Consider the following 19,157-nt stretch of genomic DNA (forward strand, 5'->3'; position numbering starts at 1 on the left):
AGCATAGACTTAGAGGCTATGACTGATGCGCTCGCAAACTCCGGACTCGTCATCGTAGACAAACCCGCCGGCATGACCTCCCACGATGTTGTAGGCCGCCTACGCAGGTACTTTCACACCAAGAAGGTAGGCCACGCCGGCACACTCGACCCCATGGCCACCGGCGTGCTTGTCCTTGGCGTGGAGCGTGGTACCAAGTTCTTGGCCCACATGGTTGCCTCCACTAAGTCCTATGACGCCACCATTCGCCTCGGCGCCGCCACCACAACCGATGACGCCGAGGGGGAATACTCTTGGGGCGCTAGCGCTGCAGCCATTGACCGCGCCGCAATCGAGGCAGAGATTGCCAAGCTCACGGGCGATATTATGCAAAAGCCCGCGGCCGTATCCGCTATTAAAATTAACGGCCGCCGCGCCCATGAGCTAGTACGCGAGGGCCAGGAGGTAGACATTCCCGCCCGCCCAGTAACGGTAGATAGGTTTGACGTTCTGGCAGAGCGCAGCGAGGGCGACTACATCGATCTAGACGTCACGGTGGATTGTTCTTCCGGTACCTATATTCGCTCCCTGGCCCGCGATCTGGGCGAAGCGCTGCAGGTGGGCGGGCACCTGACCGCCTTGCGCCGCACTGAGGTGGGCCCTTTTGCGCTTGCCGACGCCCACTCGCTCGACGCCCTTGCCGATTCCCCGCGCCTTTCCCTCAGCTTGGATGAGGCCTTGGCTCGCTGCTTCCCCGTCCTTTCCGTTTCGGAGGAGGAGGCAGCCGCCCTCGCTATGGGCAAGTGGCTTGAGCCCCGCGGACTCAAGGGCGTCCACGCTGCTGTAGCCCCTAATGGCCAAGCCGTGGCGCTCATTAAAGAAAAAGGCAAGCGCCTCGCCACCGTATTTGTGGCACGGCCCTCTACCCTTTAGTGGCTAAAGTCTAAGGCCGGAACCGAGGTGGAGACGATAACGTAGCCATCTCTGATTACCCAGCGCCCGGTGATAAAAGGCACCGGTGTGGGCCTAGCCAAAACATAGGAAATTAACGTGCCATCCTCGCGCAGGTCGATTTCTGCTTGGTCAAAGTCCAGCCAGCGAAAGGTCATGGGAAACCACGACTTATACGTGGCCTCTTTGGCGCAGAAGAGCAAACGATCCGGGCAGGTAATCCCCGCCTCACGCAGCCGCAAAAGCTGCGGCATCTCCCCCGCCCGGGCGATCATGGTGAGCACATGATCCGGCAGCGGTTCGGCGGGTTCTGCATCCAGGCCTACGGATTTTAAGGATGAGGTAGGGGCAACCACCGCAGCCCGCATCCCCTCGGTATGCGTCATCGAGCCTACAAAACCTTCTGGCCACAGCGGCATGCCGCGCTCACCGCGCAAAATCGGCGTCGCCGGGCTGGCCCCCAATTCCTGCAAGGCTCGGTGCGCACACCACCGAGCATCACCGAACTCGGCCTTGCGTACATCAACGGCCTGGGAAACCAAAGACTTTTCTTCGGCCGCGAGGCCTTCAAAATTAGCCAAATCCGCGTAACCCGAATCCGTGCGTACATAGCAATAGCGCGCACTTTCAGGAAATAGCTCTGGATACATCATCGTGCCTCCTCCCCTTCAAAAGAACGCAGTACCGGATACGGCCACGCCTGGGCGCTGTCGCGCCCCTGCCATTCACGCGGATACCCCAACGACGTTTCGATGTGGTCAACGCCGTCCACATTCATGCGAGACGGCATATGCAGGTGCCCATAGATTACGGACTGCGCGTTATAGCGCCCCGGCCACGACCGCGTATGCCTGGATCCGCACCACAAGGCAATTTCAGGAAAGCGCAATAACATTGTCGGCTCTTGGACCAACGGCCAATGGTTAACCAACACGGTAGGACCATGTACTCGGGAAAGGCGCTTGATGGAATAGGCCAACCTGTCCCAACACCACGCCCGCACGTCTGCGAAGGGGGCGATGGCGAACTCATCGGTCATCATCAGTTGTTTTGCGCGCGCCGCGTCAATAGCTTCGTCCACGCTAAGGCCATGCGGACGGAAACTGTAATCATACAAAGTAAATAGCGGAACGATGGTGGTCCCGTGGAATACCGGATACGGGTCTTCGGGAGTAATAACTCCAATTTCCCTGCATCTTTTCACCAAGTGCGCATACTTATCTCGACCTTGATACCGATCCTGGGAGCGAGAGAATAACTCATGGTTGCCCGGCACCCAGATGACCCTGGCATAGCGATCATTGAGCTGGCGCAAAATGCGAACGATGAGATCGGTGCGTTCTGCAACGTCCCCGGCCACAATGAGCCAATCCGCGGGATCGGGCGGAGTAAGCCGATCAATGCGCTCGCTATTAGCGCTGACCGCTCCATGCAGGTCAGAAACCGCCCACACTGTTGGCATAGGTTTCTCACCTGCCTTTCTAGAATCTGCGCGCTGCACGGAGCCGAGCACCGCGCGAGAGTATGAACACGCCCACTTTAGCGCAGCTAGCGCTTCTGTACTACGGCCCATTTCATCGAACGGAACCGGTAGACCACGCCCACCATGCGGAAAGCAATGAAAGCGGCGAGGCCACACCACACGCCGGTTAAGCCTGTACCCATGAAGTGCGCCAAGATAACGCCCGGCAAAAATCCCACCAGGACCGAAGAAATGGTCAGCGTGCGCAGGAACGCAGCATCGCCCGCGCCCAGCAAGACACCATCGAAGGCGAAGACCACGCCACCGCCGATAACCATGGCTACCAGGATCCACCACGGCTGGGAGATGGCATCGAGCACTTCCGGAGCGGAGGTGAAGATGCGCGGAATAATCCCTGCACCAGCAGCAAATACGACAGCCAAGAGACCAGAGAAAATCGTAGAGTACAACGCCACCTTGCTGCCCACACTTCGTGCGTGCCGCGCAGAGCCAGCACCTAGTGCAGCACCAGTCAATGATTGCGCGGCAATGGCCAACGAATCCAAGATGAGGGACATGAAGTTCCACAGCTGCATCATGATCTGGTGACCGGCCAAAGAAGCGGTACCAACGCGGGAAACCACAGCCGTGGCGGTAAGAAACGCCACCTGGAAGCTAGCCGAACGCAAAATAAGATCGCGGCCTAAGATGAGCTGTTCGCGTACCACATGCCACTGAAATTGCCAGGAGCCGGTATGTTCCTTGTGCAATTCGCGGACGAATAACGCAGCAATAATGCTCATGCCTAATACCGTGGCAATGGCCGAGCCTGCCAGCCCCCAGAAATGGACGAAGATGGGCACCGCAATAGCGCCGGGAATCATGCCCGACAAAGTAAAGTACAGTGGCTTCTTCGTATCTTGGACACCACGCATCCAGCCGTTTCCGGCCATCTCCACCAGAGTAATGGGAATAGCCAGAGCTGCGATACGCAGCCACAAGGCCGTCCCGGCGGCTGTAGTGGGATCACCAGTGAGAGCACGGGCAAATACTCCGCCGAAAATCCACATGATTACCGCGAGCAGCCCGCCTACTCCTAGAGCCACATAGGTGGCTTGCACGCCTTCAGCAACCGCAGCTTCGCGCTTGCCGGAGCCAAAGAGCCGAGCAGAGCGAGCGGTCGTGCCGTAGGACAAGAAAGTCAACTGCGTCGTCACCACGGAGTGAATTGTGGTGGCTGCAGCAAGCGAGGCGAGCTCTTGGGCACCAAGACGACCGACAACCGCGGTATCTAGCAAAAGGTAGAGCGGCATGGCCGCAAGTACGCCAAGCGCGGGAAACGCGAGGCCAAAGACCTCGCGTGCGGTTACCGTGCCGGCGGTGGAGCGATCCTGAGCGTTCATTCCATCCGTCTGCCTATTTCTCATTGGATAGCGGCCACCAATTCCTTAATAATCTCTTCCGGAGCCCCGTGGGCGGTATAGCCCGCGGCCGGTACATGCCCGCCGCCGCCGAAGGTTAGCGCCACCGAAGAACAATCAATGCGAGAAGAACGCAAAGAAACCGCCCAAACCTCCGGAGCTTGTTCCTTAAACACTACGCCGACGGTGGTTCCTTCAAGCGCGCGAACGAACTCCACTAGTGATTCGACAGCCGAATCGGAGTGTCCCTGGATATCTTCCAGCCGCGCGACGAGAATGCCTAGGGTGTGCTCCCCTGCTTCTTCGAGGCGCAAACCGGCCAATACCCTACCGATCATCTGAAGATCGTCCGGAGTGGTGGAATCTAAAAGGTCAGCTGCGATCTGCTTGGTATCGAGATCGTAGTGCATGAGGCGGGTGGCAATATCGTGCATAGCCGGCCTACCCCAGCGGAAACTGCCAGTATCGGTCATCAAGCCGGCATATAAGCAGTGCGCAATATGCCGGTCAATCTGAATCTCCAGTGAATCCAGGATTCTCAGCAACACCACGGTGGTGGATTCACATTCAGTGTCCACCACATTGATGGCACCAAACCCTGGGTTAGAAGAATGATGGTCAATGCACAGAACCCGGCCCTGCTTGGCTAGCTGATCAATCCGATCCGCAAAGAACCCCGTTCGGTCCAAAGAACCACAATCAACGGTGACGTAGAGGTCATAGCTTTCCGGCAGCTTAAGGCTAGTGGTGACGTCGTCGGCGGCAGGAATGGTGTAAAGGTTACGGGAAATTTCCCGCTCCTGGCCCACAACGGCACACACGTCTTTGCCCCGTTGGCGCAGCGCGAGCAGCAACGCCGCAGCAGAGCCGATGGCATCGGCATCCGGCCGCAGGTGCGTCACAATGCAGATGCTGTGAGCATCGTGCAAAGCGGCAACTGCCGGCTCATATTGCTTCTTGGTCACTTAAGCCTCGTCTTCATCGGAGGTCTTATACGGGTTCGCATCCCCTGCCGGCTGGGCGTTTTCCTTCAGCTTTGCCAGTTCTTCATCGCGGGCGCGAGCACGGGCCAGAAGTTCTTCCATATGAGCAGAGGCCTCCGGAACGGTATCGACCTCGAAGGTTAGCGTCGGGGTAAACCGCACCGAGAGTTGATCGCCCACAATCTTGCGCAGCTGACCTTTAGCGCGCTTGAGGGCTTCTTCTGCTTGTGCGAAGTCTGGCTCGGAGTCAATGTCTTTTCCGCGCACGGTATAAAAAACGGTGGCATCGTGCAGGTCGCCCGTCACTCGAGTATCTGTGATGGTCACCAACTCGAGGCGGCGATCCTTGATCTCGCGTTCTATGGCACTCGCCACGATTTCCTTAATACGCTTGGCCATTCGTGCAGCACGCGCGTGGTCAACCATGGTGCAACTCCCTCTCCGTCGAACTATCGATCTCTACCAAGATCTATAAATCTCTACCAAGATCTATAAAATTGTGTCCATCTTACATTACTCCGCATGCATGTCCTGTGGCAGAAAATTAACTGCACATGAAGGCAATTCTGAGGATCTCGAACATGCAATAAAACCATATATATATCTTATGGACCCCTTGAATTAAAACGTTTCCGAAACTATGGTCAAAAGTGTTTCACCCCACCACGAGCCTGAATGGAGAAACGTGAAACCTTATAAAATAGCCGCATCGATCACTACCGCCGCTTGTATCCTCGGCGGCTTTGCAGTCCCTCCAGCCTCTGCCACAAATGAAACGCTTAACGATCCCCTCAATTCGTCATTCTCAATGTAGATTCTGACGGCGCCCCAAGCCTGCAACCATATTCCACAGGGGAAAGAAGCCCGGGAGATCCTGTTCCTGCTTGCATTCATTCTGAGAAGGAAAAGGGCGCAATTCAAGTCTATAACGATTGCGATTTTGATATGAACGTCAAAGTAATCGTTGCATTTGATTTCGACACACAATGCCTGTTGGTAAAAGCACATTCGCGGAGGAACTTTGAATGGTCTCCGACAAAGCGAATGGACGGTATTCAAGAATGCTAGATACACGCAGCAGAATGAGGACCCTAATCATCGCGATTGTATCAGCATTTTCCCTCCTTCTTTCCTCAAATATTGCCACCGCCGACATCGGAAACTTCCTTTATGACACAAAAGATCAGTGTGAAAGATCGCTGAAGGAGTTACGTAAAGACCCAGCGACAGCTAATTGGGCGAGAAGAGCAAGTTGCAATTACGAAAGCAACTGGGGAAACGGAGTATGGCATCTAAGGACCTAGGATTTGCAAGACCAAAACCAATCTAAGCCAGAAACAGCGAGCGTCACGCCCCAGCCTTTAAATGAGTTTCACGCCGATGCTCCGAACAAAGCAGCAAGCTGCCTCGAAAGGGCTAAACTCACGCAAGAGTGGCTAAACGATCAAGAACAGATTAGTGAAGTGGTACTGCACAGGTTGCTCACTTCCAGCACAAAAGCCGAAGAAGGAAGAATAGGAATCACCTACGTTTTGGGCCAATGGCTACTTTCGAAACGCACTGGAACGTGGTCGGACTTGGCCCACGGCGAGGCTACGGAAAATAGTATCGGCCTTCGGTTCAACGATGGCAACAAGGAAATGCTCCCACTTGAGGACTGGGTATTCGACCTGCTTGGTGAGCCCCAAATCAAGGCCGAAAAATTTCTTGCATTCCTCAACTTCTCTGCTAAACAAGGCACGCATTAGCAAACCCAACTTGTCGTAAACCTGTCTAGATAGTTTAAATACTAAAGTTCAGCAGAAGCTGCAAATAAAATCGCCAGGGCTTCCCCAATCGGGGAAACACCTGGCGATTTTATTTACGCCGCTTGCGGACTAGGTACGCGGAACCTCGACCTCTTCGTAGGCCTGGATGATGTCGCCTACCTGAATATCCGGGTAAGAGAGCACCATACCGCACTCGTAGCCGGCCTTGATTTCGGTTGCGTCATCTTTTTCATGGCGCAAGGATTCAATCTTGGCGTCGGCAGTGATGACGTTGTTATCGCGCAGCAGGCGAACCTTGCCGTTGCGGACAACCTTGCCCTCGGTAACCATGCAGCCGGCGATGGTACCCACCGCGGAGGACTTGAACAGGGCGCGGATTTCGGCCGCACCGGTGTCGCGTTCCTCGTAAATCGGCTTGAGCATGCCCTTGAGCGCAGCCTCGACCTCTTCGATGGCCTTGTAGATAATCGTGTAGTAGCGAATATCCACGCCCTCTTGGGTGGCCATCTCCGTCGCCTTGCCCTCCGCACGGGTGTTGAAGGCAATAATGACGGCGTCGGAAGCCGCTGCAAGAGATACGTTGGTCTCGGTCACAGCACCGACACCACGGTCGATGATGTTGAGCTCGACTTCGTCCTCGGTCTTGATATCCAGCAGGGCATCTTCCAGTGCCTCGACGGAACCGGCGTTGTCGCCCTTGAGGATGAGGTTGAGGGTCGAAGTCTCCTGCAATACCTTGTCCAGATCCTCCAGGGAGACGCGCTTTCGCTGCTTGGCCTGCAGGGCAGAGCGCTTGCGCGCATCACGCTGGTTAGCAATCTGGCGGGCAACGCGGTCGTCTTCCACCACGAGCAGGTTATCGCCTGCACCCGGCACGCCGGACAGGCCCTGGACCTGCACCGGACGGGATGGGCCAGCCTCTTTGACGTCTTCGCCGAACTCATCGAGCATGCGGCGGACACGACCGTGCGCATCACCGACGACGATTGAGTCACCCACGTGCAAGGTACCGCGCTGAATGATGACCGTTGCCACCGGACCACGGCCGCGATCCAGGTGCGACTCAATGGCCACGCCCTGTGCGTCCATGTCCGGGTTAGCGGTCAGCTCCAAGGCGGCATCCGCGGTCAAGATGACCGACTCAAGCAACTGGTCAATGTTCTTGCCCTGCTTCGCGGAGATATCCACGAACATGGTGTCACCGCCGTACTCTTCCGGAACCAGGCCGTACTCGGTGAGCTGGCCACGGATCTTATCCGGCTGAGCTTCCGGCTTATCCACCTTGTTCACAGCCACGACGACCGGAATATCGGCAGCCTTGGCGTGGTTGATGGCCTCCACGGTCTGTGGCATGACGCCGTCATCGGCGGCAACCACGAGGATGGCCAAGTCGGTGGACTTAGCACCACGGGCACGCATGGCGGTAAAGGCCTCGTGGCCCGGGGTATCCAAGAAGGTGATGGTGCGCTCGCCGTCCACGTCCACCGTGGTTTGGTAGGCACCAATGCCCTGGGTGATGCCGCCTTCCTCGCGGGCGCCCTCGTTGGTCTTACGGATGGCGTCCAACAGGCGGGTCTTACCGTGGTCAACGTGACCCATAACGGAGACGACTGGAGGACGATTCTCCAGTGCTTCCTCGTCGCCTTCGTCCTCGCCGAACTTCAGGTCGAAGGACTCGAGCAGCTCGCGGTCCTCGTCCTCAGGGGAGACGACCTCGACGTTGTAGTTGATCTCGGAGCCAAGCAGCTGCAGCGTATCTTCCGATACGGAAGCGGTTGCCGTCACCATTTCACCGAGGTTGAACAGTGCCTGCACCAGTGCTGCTGGATCCGCGCCGATCTTCTCGGCGAAGTCAGACAGGGATGCGCCACGACGCAGGCGGACGGTCTGGCCCTTGCCGTCTGGCAAGCGCACGCCGCCTACGACATGCTTTTGCTGCTCCTCGTACTCATGGCGCTTCTGACGCTTGGACTTCTTGCCCTTACGTGGAGCACCACCTGGGCGGCCGAATGCACCCGCGGTGCCGCCGCGACGTCCGCCGCGTCCGCCTCCGCGGAAACCGCCTGGACGGCCACCACCTGGGCCACCGTGACTCGGACCGCCGCGACCGCCTCGACCGCGACCACCACGTCCACCGCCGCTCGGTGCCTTAGACGGCATCGACGCAGGGTTCGGGTGGGACGGCATCATGGCCGGGGATGGACGACGACCGCCGCCACCCTGGTTATTGCCACCCTGGCGGTTATTTCCGCCCTCGTTCTGGCCACCGCGCTTACCGCGGTTATCGCCTGGCTTATTGCCGCCACGCTGCCCCTTGGAGCCGCCTGGGCGGGGGCCCGGACGGTTGTCGCCGCCACCCGTGGAGAACGGGTTATTGGCTACGCGACGGGAACCGCCTGGCTTCGGCATTGGACGAGGCATGGAATTGCCTGGGGTCGGGCGCTCGCCCGACTTCTTGCCGCCAGCCTGTCCTGGCTTCGGTGCGCCCTGGCCAGGCTTCGGTGCAGCAGGCTTAGCACCAGGCTTCGGGGCAGCTGGCTTTGCGCCCGGCTTAGCAGCAGCACCCTGTCCCGGCTTCGGTGCGCCCTGGCCAGGCTTCGGTCCAGCGGCCTTCGCGCCTGGCTTTGGCGCCTCTGCGCCCGGCTTGGGTGCAGCGGCCTTCGCACCTGGCTTAGGAGCGCCCTCCTTTGTAGTGCTCTTAGCGGCACCCTTGGCAGGCTTATTGTCTTGCTTCTTCTCGGCGGCGTCATCGCCGCCCGACTGTGCTTCATAATGAGCTCGCATCTTCTTAATCACCGGCGGTTCGATGGTGGAAGAAGCAGTCTTTACAAACTCACCCTGTTCTTTCAGGGTGGCGAGCAGTTCCTTGCTGGTTACTCCGAGCTGCTTTGCGAGCTCGTGAACACGTAGCTTTCCGGGCACTTGTCTCCTCTTGGTATCGACTAGGAGCCAAGGCCGCGGAAACTGGCCTGACCCCTAGTTAGGTGTGTAGGACTTTCATCGCTGATGCTTCATCGTTGTGCGCTCATCAGTGTTCGGTCTTCCTTTGTAACTCTGGTTCGTACGAATCTAACGCGGCATCTTCCGCGCTAGGTACTTGTCCGCTTTGCGCTTCCAAGTACTGCCGTACCTGACCTGTGTCCACGGGTGCGGACGTTCGAAGCGCGCGCTTGAAGGCGCGTTTGCGCTCCGCCAGCTCGAGTGCAGATAGTGTGGGGCTAATCCACGCCCCACGGCCGGGAAGCCGGCGGTGTGGATCTGCTACCAGACGGCGGCCGTGCGGATCATCGTGGTCAATGACCACCCGTAGCAAGTCCGTATCTGGCAGGCGGCGGCGAGTGGCGATACAAGTCCGGAGTCTTACTCTCTCAGACATTCAACTCCTTACTTTTCGCGTCGCCAATATGCCCCAATCTGCAACTGGGCCGTTTACTAGCCTACGCTACAAAAGCGCAGATCCTTAATTAGCGTCAGCGTCCGAGTGAATATCGATCTTCCAACCGGTCAAACGGGCAGCAAGACGGGCATTCTGCCCCTCTTTACCAATAGCCAGAGACAGCTGGTAATCCGGCACCACCACGCGCGCGATTTGCGCCTCGTTGTCTACAACGGTGACCTTGACCACCTTCGAGGGAGCCAATGCGTTGCCTACGTAGACCGTTGGATCCTCGCTGAAGTCGATAATGTCAATCTTTTCACCGCCAAGCTGGCGCATGATGTTATTGACGCGCTGACCGCGCGGGCCAATGCAGGCACCCTTAGCGTTCAGGCCCTTGGCATGGCCCACAACAGCCACCTTGGAACGGTGTCCTGCCTCGCGGGCGATGGCAATCATTTCTACGGTGCCATCAGCAACTTCGGGAACTTCGAGCTCGAAAAGGCCACGCACCAGCTCCGGGTGGGTGCGGGAGAGATTGATCTGTACCTGGGCGCCATTGCGGTTAACGCCTACGACATAGGCCTTAATGCGGTCACCATGCTCGAGCTTTTCACCCGGAATCTGCTCAGCCGGCAGCAAGATGCCATCCTGGGACTCCAGCTCAGAGCCCAGCTGGACCACGACGATGCCGCGGGCATTAGCGCGCGCATCGCGCTGGACGATGCCGCTGACAACGCGGCCGGTAAGCTCCGAGTAGGAATCATAGGTGCGCTCTGCCTCGGCCTCGCGCAACTTGCGCAGGATGGCCTCGCGCACGGCCTGTGCGCCCACGCGTCCAAAGTTTTCCGGGGTGTCATCGTATTCGGTGGTTACTTCCCCAGTTTCTGGGTCGCACTCCGAGACAATGACGCTGACCGCACCGGTGATGGCGTCGATATCGACGCGGGACTTGGCGCCTTCTACCTTGCCGCCAGCATTAGACTCGCGGTAATCCAGGTAGGAATACAACAAGGCACCCGCAATCGCTTCCAGCAAGTCCTTTACGGGGACGTTGCGCTCGGACTCGATGGTACGAAGTGCCTGTAGATCAATATTCACTTGTCATTCCTCTCGGTTGCCGGTTAGTTCTCGGCTTCTTCAAACGTCTTTCGCACTGCCTCAAGTTCCTGTTCGGACGGCTGTGCAAACTCAATTTCTACCACTGCCCGGGCAATGTTTTCCAATCGTTCGGCGCGCGCCTGCACGTCCTTTTTGCTTGCCGTGATGAGGATTACGGCATCGGCGGCGTCGTTAAGCGCGCCAATGCGCGCCGATTGAGTCTTGCCATCGCCAAGGTCAAAGGAGACCTTGCGCCCCCGATTGCGGCGCCAGTGGCGCGGGGCGGTGAGCGGCAAGTCCACGCCGGGGGTGGAGACCTCCAAGGTATAGCCGGCGCCGAAGTTCAGCTCTCCTTGCGCTTCCTTGTCATCAAAGAAGGCAGAAATCTCGTTGGATACTTCCTCCAGCACATCGGAGCTAGGGCGTTTATCACCATCAATACGGATAATGACTTGGGATTTCTTTCCCGCTTTGGTGGTTTTAATGTCTTCTACGTCCAATCCCCGCTCAGCTAGTTTGGGTTGCAGGAGATCGGTCAATTGTTGTGCATCTGGGAAAGCCATGCCCACTAGCCTACGTGCTACGGGGTACAGTCTTTTGCGTGAACCGCCGACGTATAGCTTTGACCCTCGTAGCCACAACCGCCACCCTGCCCGCCTTGGCTGGGTGCCAAGCGGTTGATTCCGTCGTCGACTATTTTGGCCCGCGGCCAGAGAGCAGGCTGCTGGCGCTTGCCGACGCCGCCGCCACCGACGCCTTGTCCCTCAGCGGCGTCGATGACCATGCCGCGGGGCTGCGCAGCTCCCAGGCGGATGCCCTTTATGCCGAAATTACGCGGCTATGCGGCACGGATGATGCCGGCAATCCCCCACGCTCCTGCGAGGTAGAGCGCCCTACCGAGGCCAATCACGCCGCAGACTCTGGTGAAATTATGGAAAATGCCGCCTCCGCTACCACCGAGGCCGCCGATGAGGTCACCGTTGAATCGCGCACCCTAGTTACCGAGCAGGCCATCGCGCTCAATGCCTGGCTGCCCGGCGATGCCCCCGATATTCCCGAGCTTTCCCAACCGGAGCAAAAAAGCGCTGCCGATCTTCTGAGCTGGGAGTATGAGCAGGTATACGGTCTAGATTTCGCCCGCGCCTACGTTGGCCCCGAGCACGAGGATAAGGTGGATCATCGCCTCGCTGTTCATCATCGCCGCATCGACGCCCTCCAGGACGCACTTGCCCGTTACGGCAACATTCCGCAGCCGGAGTCGGCCTATACCTCCGGAGAGCAAGAACTGCCCCACGATTCTGCTTCCGCCCTGGCCTTTATCGATGGCCTTGCCGAACACGACGGCCGCAAGTGGTCCGCTGCCGCAACGGGTGCAGCGCAGGAAGAATCCCCGGATCAGGAATGGGTTACGTGGCTCATTGGCATCGCGGCAGAGTCCCACGGCATGCGCTAGACCACTACCACCCCGGCCAGCCCCCACCTGTCCATCCCCTGACAACGGGCCAACGAAATGGCAGCAACCTCTACGGCCCTATGCATTGCTTCGGCTCCTCTAGCGTGCGTAGGTTGGTTCACCATGAGCTTGCAGGAGATTCCGCAAGCTAAACAGACACAAAGAGAAGGAGTTTCCTCTCAATGCGTTCTAAGAAGACCATGTTGACCGTATCCGCCGCAGCACTTGGCCTTGCTGGCTTGGCCGCGCCTGCTGCTACCGCCGCACCGGCTAGCGCCTGGGATCAGGTAGCTGCTTGCGAGTCCGGCGGTGACTGGCACATCAATACCGGAAACGGTTACCAGGGCGGCCTGCAGTTCAACCCGCAGACCTGGGCTGCCAATGGCGGCACTCAGTACGCCCCGACCGCTGACCAGGCAACCCGCGAGCAGCAAATTGCCGTGGCCGAAAGCGTCCTAGCCACCCAGGGTGCTGGCGCTTGGCCTAACTGCGGCGGCCCCGTCGCCGGCTAGTTTATAGCCTCGGCATTTAACACGAAACCGGCCTCCTCCCCATCCCGCGAAACCCCGCGGAGTAAGGGAGGAGGCCGGTTTTGTGCTTGACCTAACTGGCTAGCATGCAGCCAAGGCGGCTTTATGCCTCATGCTTGGCGATATTCCAGGCATACATCATCAACAACACCTGCAGCGGCTGGCGGATGATGTGGTAGAGCTTCTTTGCCCACCCTGCCTTGCGCTCAATCCAGGCGTGGTACATATTGGCCGGCCACACCGCAGCAAAGAGCGCGAGTGCGGAAGCACCGCCGAAGCCGCGGGTGGCGCGGCGGCGAAGCAAAGCACCGGTGGCAATCTCCCACAGGCCCGAAGCAAAGTTATAAAAGCGCGCAGGGCCTAGCAGCTGCGGCGGAACAATGGATTCGAAAGTCTTCGGCTTCACAAAGTGCAATACGCCCATTGCTGAAAGCACCGTGGAAAGCCCATTCTTTTGAAAGTTCATACCTTCCACGGTACCCCGCCGCGCAGAGTTGGGTCTTTTCTAGCCATGCACGAGCTCGAGGATCTTGTCCACGATGTCCTCGGCCGGAACCTCGAGGGTCTCTCCCCCGCGGATGCGCAGCTCAATTTTCCCTTCCTTGAAGGCACGGCCCAAGATGGCCACGAATGGCATGCCAAGGAGCTCCGCATCCTTGAACTTCACGCCCGGGGAGACCTTTGGGCGGTCATCGAAGAGCACCTCGAGCCCCTTGGCAGATAGCTCCTCTACCAGCTTGTCGCCGGCCTCCATGGCGGCGGCGTCCTTATTGGCCACGGCTACGTGTACCTGGTAAGGAGCGACGGCAACCGGCCAGTTGAGGCCTTTGTCGTCATGGCGCTGCTCGGCCAAGACGGCCAGCATGCGGGTAATACCAATGCCATAAGAACCCATGGTAGGAACCGCACGCTTGCCGTTTTCATCCAAGATTTGCACGTCAAAGGCCTCGGTGTATTTGCGGCCCAGCTGGAAGATATGGCCGAGCTCAATGCCGCGCTCCAGGGTCAAGGTGCCCTGGTTATCAGGAGCCAGGTCGCCTTCTTTAACCTCTGCGGCCTCAATGAACTCATCCACGGTGAAATCGCGGCCGGCCACGCAGCCCACCACGTGGCGCTCGCTCGCATCGGCGCCGGTAATCCACGCCGTGCCCTTGACCACACGCGGATCGGCCAGGATCTTGATGCCATTGGCGTTCAAAGCGCGCGGGCCAACATAGCCCTTGACCAAGAAGTCATTGTCAGCAAAGTCCTTATCCCCTGCCAACTCAAACTCCACCGGCTCGAGTGCGGCCTCGAGACGCTTTTCATCCAACTCGCGATCGCCAGGGATGAGAACGGCAGCCAACTCGGACTCGCGCTCTTCGCTCTCCACGGCCGGGTGGTAGAGCTTGACCATCATGCACTTGAGGGTGTCTGCAGCGGTGGCCTCGCGGCCGTCGACAGTAATGCCTGCGCCCTGGGCCCATTCGACCAGCTTCTCAATGGTCTCTGCTCCCGGGGTGTCATGCTCCTGTGCCTCTGGCTGGCCCTCGATATCCTTTTCCGCCGGTGCTGGGGTCACCACGGCCTCGACGTTGGCTGCGTAGTCGCCCTCGGTGGAGCGCACAAAGGTATCCTCGCCCACCTCAGAGACGGCGAGGAATTCCTCGGACGCGGAGCCGCCCATGGCACCAGAGGTGGCCTTACAGATGGCGTAATCGATCTCCAGGCGGTTGAAGATATTCTGATACGCCTTGCGGTGGCGGCCGTAGGACTCATCCAAGCCCTCATCGGTCATGTCGAAGGAGTAAGAATCCTTCATCGTGAATTCGCGGCCGCGAAGCACACCAGCGCGGGGGCGCTCCTCATCGCGGTACTTGGTCTGAATCTGATAGAGCGTGACCGGGAAATCCTTATAGGAGGAGTACATATCCTTCACCGCGCTGGCAAACATTTCCTCGTGGGTAGGGCCAAGCAGCATATCTGCGTTCTTGCGGTCCTTGAGGCGGAAGAGGTTATCGCCGTATTCCACCCAGCGGTTGGTCTTTTCATAAGGCTCGCGCGGCAGCAGGGCAGGAAAGAGCATCTCCTGGCCGCCGATGGCGTCCATTTCCTGACGGACTACATCTTCAATCTTGCGCAGGGTGCGCAGACCCAACGGCAGCCAGGTATATACGCCCGGCGCGACGCGGCGTACATAACCGGCGCGTACGAGCAGCTTATGGCTAGGGACCTCGGCATCGGCGGGGTCCTCACGAAGGGTTCGGAGAAATAGTTCAGAAAGGCGGGTAATCATGCACAAAAATATACCCCGCTACCCTGTATATATGCTCATTATCCTCCCTCCTTCAGAAACTAAGGCCCATGGCGGTACGGGACAGCCCCTTGACTTCAGCCAGCTGTCCTTTCCGCAATTGCATGCCACCCGGCAAGAAATTGCCGCTGAGCTGCAGTCTCTTCCGGTAGACGAGGCCATGGAGGTACTCAAGCTTTCGGAAAAGCTGCGTGGTGAGGCAGAATCCAACCAGGGGCTTTTTACCACCCCCACCATGCCGGCCGTGTTGCGTTATACCGGCGTGCTTTTTGATGCCTTGGATGCCTCTTCCCTACCCACATGGGATCGCCTTGCTATTGGCGACGCCCTCTTTGGCGTCCTCCGCGCCAGCGACCCGATTCCGCATTACCGGCTTTCGGGTGGCTCGAAGCTTGGCGGCCGCACCATGAAGTCGCGCTGGGGCAAGCAGATTACGCAGGCGCTCGAGGGGGTAGACGAGCTAATTGTGGATCTGCGCTCGGGTACGTACCAGCAATTGGGCCGGGTAAAGGATGCGGTAACGGTACGGGTGGAAAGCGTGCAGGACGATGGATCGCGCAAGGTGGTCAGCCACTTCAATAAGCACTACAAGGGCCTGTTAGCCCGCGAGTTAGCGCTCTCGCCTGCTGACGCCTATAGCGCCGCTGACGTTGCCGCCATCGCGCGCGCCGCGGGTATGACCGTTGAGGAGCCGGGGCCTGGGTCGAGTGAGCTCACGCTCGTCGTGAAGCGCTAAGCCCACCTTGAACTACTCAGCACAGCTTGCCTAGCGCAGCTGCGGGTTATACAGCAGGCTATTGCGCTGTACCAAACATTCGGTAGCCACGCGGACCGAGCGGGCAACATGCCCGGACTCGCGCAGGGGATAAAGCTTGCCTACTACCCTATCGCGCAGATCCCAAGGCGAGATCGTGTTGAGGTAAATTTTGGTGCCGCCTTCGAATCCGGCAAGGGTAGAAATGCGCAGCTTGATGAGAATGCGCCATGGCTGAGCGACGTCGACATCGGCTGGCTTGTGGTGCCATTCCTCATTGCAGGGCACCTCGCGGCCCACTGCGGCGTGGGCGGCGTGGACGAGGTCGCTCATGGCGCGGATTTCTTCTTCCGACTGCCGCCAGGGCTCACAGGTCGCGGACTTGGAATAGACCTCCAAGGTGGGATAGCGATGCCCAAAGCCGGCGAAGAGGACGGCATGGTCGTTTTCCGCAATGATGAGGTTCCGGCTAGCGGCATAGTCCACCGCCCACTCGTTGTACATGTTCATATTGCTGCGCAGCATCTGTACCTCCCGGTGGGAGGCCATGCCGCGGTCATCGATGGCAACGAGTTGCTTGTGCAGGTGCTCAAAGGAGGCGCCGGCTGGCTGCAGCCAATTTTGGAAGGCCACCACATAGGGTGCGTAGCGGTTGCGCTCGTAGAGGTCCCGCATGGCATCGATAGTCAGCTGCATAAAGAGCAGGTGCTCTTCGGCGCTGAGGGTGCCAGAGGACACTAGCTGTGAAACATCTTGTGCACCGCGCTCAAAATGGCGCCCAGCCACAATGACGTCGTGGCCTCCTGCGAAAAAGCCCGCCGCCTGTTCTATAAGTTCCTCTTCGCTTGCCTCGGGCAGGTGCGCTGCCTTTCGCTTCGTGCGCACGATCTTGAGCACATGTTCCCGGCCGGCAGGATCGGCAAGGTAGTTGTGCATACGTTGGCGGGTCTCGGCGTCCATATCGAAGCCGTAGTTAGCGCGCCAGTAGTCATAGGAGACGATTTCAAAAAGATTTGGAATGCGGCGAAAGGCCGGGACGGTGTGGCCGTATTCAGTCAAGGGCAATCCACGCACAATCCCGCCGGAAGGCAGGATGCGGGCCTTTTCCGGCGGAGTATCAGTCATGCGACCTGAGCAAAAGGCGCAGCGGTGGGTGAAGTCTTCTTCGTGCAAGGGCTGCGGGTTAGCCACCGGTGTGGACAAGGGGCGGTTGCCCCGACCCGGCACGGTCCACACCTCGGTCCCGGAGAACGGGTTGACCTGCTTGCCCGTGCCATCCCGCATGGTCTGGATGGGTTCTATGCGGGCAAAAAGTGCATCACTCATGCCCACCAGCGTAGTTATTTCTGGGCACTATTTGGCGACAGAACGGCGGCGGGATACCACGCATGCACCCCCGACGCAGATCGCGAGCATCACGCCGAGAATCAATGCACACACACCGCGGGAATGGTCCAAGCCGCCTAACTCGCTGCCAAGGACCAAGGTTTGCATATTGGCAAATGGCATGACATTCAAGATGGATTGGGCCCACGAGGTATTGAAGGCTATAAGTGCCGTTTCTACCACGAAAAATTCCACTACTAAGATCATCGCAGCGAAGGTGCCACTGCGCAGCAAATATGCCAGCCCCATAGCAAGTGAGGTGAAACCGGTCCATTCCACATAAGCCAGCACAATCTGGTTGCAATCCGGCCATTGGGTGAAGCTAGCAAAGTTAATATCGCCGCCGAATGCCGCAATCAGCAGGGCACCCACGGCCATGCCAAATGTTGCTGCGAGCAAGAGTGCTACCAGGATGACTGCAAATTGGTTGAGCACTATACCAACGCGGCGGTTGGATGAAAGATAAGACCATGCAACGGTTCCTTTTCCTAAGTCACCGCCGACCATCATCGCGGATGCGAAAATCATGACTACAACAGCGAGTTCACTAGCAATAGCTATATCGCTAGATTGGAATTTGCCATCCACGCTGCCGTTAAAGTCATAGCCCCAGGCCATGAGCACGCCGCCGGCGGCCATGCCGAGTGCCACGATGGCGAGGTAGACCCAGGTAGAGCGCAGGGAAAAGAGTTTGCGGGATTCTGAAACCACAGTATTCATAGAAATCTGTCCTTAAAGGTTGGGTTGTGCGTTTAGGCGGAGCGGTAGGCCACGTGGTCGGCGGTCGCGCCGAGGTAGGCCTCTTCGAGGGAGGGCTGCTTGCGTTCCAAGCTGGAGATGAGAATGCGGTTATCTAGACAGATGCGGCCGATGTCGGAGCCTTCGAGACCGCGCACGCGTAGGACCTCACCGTCAAAGGAGGTCTCCGCATCGGTGCCGTGCAACAGCCGCAGGAGTTCATCGGGCTGGTCCACAATCACCTCGAGGCTTGCGCCTCCCGTGCCGTTGACGAACTCCTCCACGGTGCCCTCGCCCAGCAACTTGCCCTTGCCGATGACCACGAGGCGGTCTGCGGTGAGCTGCATTTCCGACAGCAGGTGGGAGGAAACCAGCACGGAGCAGCCGGCCTCGGCGAATTCGCGGATCCGGGCACGCATCCAGTGCACACCTTCGGGGTCGAGACCGTTGACGGGTTCGTCGAGAAGCAAATGTTTCGGCTCGCCGATGAGCGCACAAGCAAGGCCGAGGCGCTGCTTCATACCCAGCGAATAGCCGCCCACGCGCTTGGTGGCGACCTGGGTAAGGCCGACGCGGTCCAGGGTGTCATCCACGTGGTTCATGGACACGCCCTGCAACGCGGCCATGTAGCCCAGGTGGGCACGGGCGCTGCGGCCGGAGTGGAACCAATTGGCATCCAGCAAGGTGCCCACCGTGGTAGCGGGATTGGACAGTTCACGGAAGGGCGTGCCATCAAAAGTCGCGGTGCCGGAAGTCGGATTCTCTAGGCCCACGCACATGCGCATCGTGGTGGACTTGCCAGAACCATTTGGGCCGAGGAAGCCGGTGACTTGGCCGTCTGGAACCTCGAAGGAGAGGTCATCTACTGCTTTAAAGGAACGGAAATTCTTGGAAAGGTGTGAAACTTTGAGCATGGTTCCCATCGTGCCGCCTGACCGGCACAAAGTAACCATCCTTGGGA

The 19,157-nt window shown here is 58.6% G+C and carries 19 protein-coding genes; 5 read left to right on the forward strand and 14 right to left on the reverse strand.

Features of this window, described 5'->3' with window-relative positions:
* Positions 1-18: 18 nt before the first annotated feature.
* Positions 19-912, forward strand: coding sequence for a tRNA pseudouridine(55) synthase TruB (gene truB / locus MHY08_RS00215; RefSeq protein ID WP_239234632.1), 894 nt, complete (start codon positions 19-21; stop codon positions 910-912).
* Here the strand turns inward: truB and MHY08_RS00220 are convergent.
* The 5 genes from MHY08_RS00220 to rbfA all read right to left on the reverse strand — a co-directional run bounded on the left by MHY08_RS00220 (position 909) and on the right by rbfA (position 5,222).
* On the reverse strand, positions 909-1,583 hold the full coding sequence (locus MHY08_RS00220; RefSeq protein WP_239234635.1) for a 4'-phosphopantetheinyl transferase: 675 nt from the start codon (positions 1,581-1,583) through the stop codon (positions 909-911). The two genes, truB and MHY08_RS00220, sit on opposite strands and share 4 nt — an antisense overlap.
* On the reverse strand, positions 1,580-2,392 hold the full coding sequence (locus MHY08_RS00225; RefSeq protein ID WP_239234638.1) for a metallophosphoesterase: 813 nt from the start codon (positions 2,390-2,392) through the stop codon (positions 1,580-1,582). The genes MHY08_RS00220 and MHY08_RS00225 overlap by 4 nt, the downstream gene beginning before the upstream one ends.
* Before the next feature lie 86 nt (positions 2,393-2,478).
* Positions 2,479-3,795: an MATE family efflux transporter gene (locus MHY08_RS00230; protein WP_239234641.1), complete on the reverse strand. Its 1,317-nt coding sequence runs from the start codon at positions 3,793-3,795 to the stop codon at positions 2,479-2,481.
* Between the two features lie 20 nt (positions 3,796-3,815).
* On the reverse strand, positions 3,816-4,778 hold the full coding sequence (locus MHY08_RS00235; RefSeq protein WP_239228352.1) for a bifunctional oligoribonuclease/PAP phosphatase NrnA: 963 nt from the start codon (positions 4,776-4,778) through the stop codon (positions 3,816-3,818).
* A complete protein-coding gene (gene rbfA / locus MHY08_RS00240; protein WP_150851478.1) occupies positions 4,779-5,222 on the reverse strand; it encodes a 30S ribosome-binding factor RbfA in 444 nt (147 codons plus the stop codon).
* Positions 5,223-6,103: 881 nt separating this feature from the next.
* Here rbfA and MHY08_RS00245 point away from each other — a divergent pair.
* Complete coding sequence (locus MHY08_RS00245) at positions 6,104-6,544, forward strand: hypothetical protein (RefSeq protein WP_005325175.1); 441 nt, start codon at positions 6,104-6,106, stop codon at positions 6,542-6,544.
* Positions 6,545-6,673: 129 nt separating this feature from the next.
* Here the strand turns inward: MHY08_RS00245 and infB are convergent, their stop codons facing one another.
* The 4 genes from infB to rimP all read right to left on the reverse strand — a co-directional run bounded on the left by infB (position 6,674) and on the right by rimP (position 11,605).
* The gene (infB, locus tag MHY08_RS00250; RefSeq protein ID WP_239234643.1) at positions 6,674-9,487 is read right to left on the reverse strand and encodes a translation initiation factor IF-2; all 2,814 of its coding nucleotides are present in this window, start codon (positions 9,485-9,487) and stop codon (positions 6,674-6,676) included.
* Positions 9,488-9,593: 106 nt separating this feature from the next.
* On the reverse strand, positions 9,594-9,941 hold the full coding sequence (locus MHY08_RS00255; RefSeq protein WP_239228354.1) for a YlxR family protein: 348 nt from the start codon (positions 9,939-9,941) through the stop codon (positions 9,594-9,596).
* Between the two features lie 84 nt (positions 9,942-10,025).
* Complete coding sequence (gene nusA / locus MHY08_RS00260) at positions 10,026-11,042, reverse strand: transcription termination factor NusA (RefSeq protein WP_239234645.1); 1,017 nt, start codon at positions 11,040-11,042, stop codon at positions 10,026-10,028.
* Between the two features lie 23 nt (positions 11,043-11,065).
* A complete protein-coding gene (rimP, locus tag MHY08_RS00265; protein WP_005325182.1) occupies positions 11,066-11,605 on the reverse strand; it encodes a ribosome maturation factor RimP in 540 nt (179 codons plus the stop codon).
* A 38-nt stretch (positions 11,606-11,643) separates the two neighbouring features.
* On the opposite strand from rimP, the gene MHY08_RS00270 reads away from it, so the two are divergent.
* The gene (locus MHY08_RS00270) at positions 11,644-12,495 is read left to right on the forward strand and encodes a DUF4439 domain-containing protein (protein ID WP_239234647.1); all 852 of its coding nucleotides are present in this window, start codon (positions 11,644-11,646) and stop codon (positions 12,493-12,495) included.
* Positions 12,496-12,677: 182 nt separating this feature from the next.
* The gene (locus tag MHY08_RS00275; RefSeq protein ID WP_049377454.1) at positions 12,678-13,007 is read left to right on the forward strand and encodes a transglycosylase family protein; all 330 of its coding nucleotides are present in this window, start codon (positions 12,678-12,680) and stop codon (positions 13,005-13,007) included.
* 121 nt (positions 13,008-13,128) lie between these two features.
* Here MHY08_RS00275 and MHY08_RS00280 read toward each other — a convergent pair whose 3' ends face one another.
* Positions 13,129-13,491 (reverse strand): hypothetical protein, encoded by a 363-nt coding sequence (locus MHY08_RS00280; protein WP_239234649.1) that lies wholly within the window; start codon positions 13,489-13,491, stop codon positions 13,129-13,131.
* A gap of 39 nt (positions 13,492-13,530) precedes the next feature.
* Positions 13,531-15,300, reverse strand: a complete 1,770-nt coding sequence (locus MHY08_RS00285; RefSeq protein ID WP_239234651.1) for a proline--tRNA ligase — start codon at positions 15,298-15,300, stop codon at positions 13,531-13,533.
* 31 nt (positions 15,301-15,331) lie between these two features.
* Here MHY08_RS00285 and yaaA point away from each other — a divergent pair, with 31 nt between their 5' ends.
* Positions 15,332-16,054, forward strand: a complete 723-nt coding sequence (gene yaaA / locus MHY08_RS00290; RefSeq protein ID WP_239234654.1) for a peroxide stress protein YaaA — start codon at positions 15,332-15,334, stop codon at positions 16,052-16,054.
* A gap of 30 nt (positions 16,055-16,084) precedes the next feature.
* On the opposite strand, the gene MHY08_RS00295 is transcribed toward yaaA, so the two are convergent.
* The 3 genes from MHY08_RS00295 to MHY08_RS00305 are packed head-to-tail and all read right to left on the reverse strand — an operon-like array spanning position 16,085 to position 19,110.
* Complete coding sequence (locus tag MHY08_RS00295; protein WP_239234658.1) at positions 16,085-17,398, reverse strand: DUF4921 family protein; 1,314 nt, start codon at positions 17,396-17,398, stop codon at positions 16,085-16,087.
* Between the two features lie 27 nt (positions 17,399-17,425).
* The gene (locus tag MHY08_RS00300; RefSeq protein ID WP_239228360.1) at positions 17,426-18,178 is read right to left on the reverse strand and encodes an ABC transporter permease; all 753 of its coding nucleotides are present in this window, start codon (positions 18,176-18,178) and stop codon (positions 17,426-17,428) included.
* A 32-nt stretch (positions 18,179-18,210) separates the two neighbouring features.
* Complete coding sequence (locus MHY08_RS00305) at positions 18,211-19,110, reverse strand: ATP-binding cassette domain-containing protein (RefSeq protein WP_239234661.1); 900 nt, start codon at positions 19,108-19,110, stop codon at positions 18,211-18,213.
* Positions 19,111-19,157 lie beyond the last annotated feature (47 nt).

Origin of the sequence: Corynebacterium sp. ACRPJ (assembly GCF_022347345.1) — a bacterium.
GTDB lineage: Bacteria > Actinomycetota > Actinomycetes > Mycobacteriales > Mycobacteriaceae > Corynebacterium > Corynebacterium tuberculostearicum_D.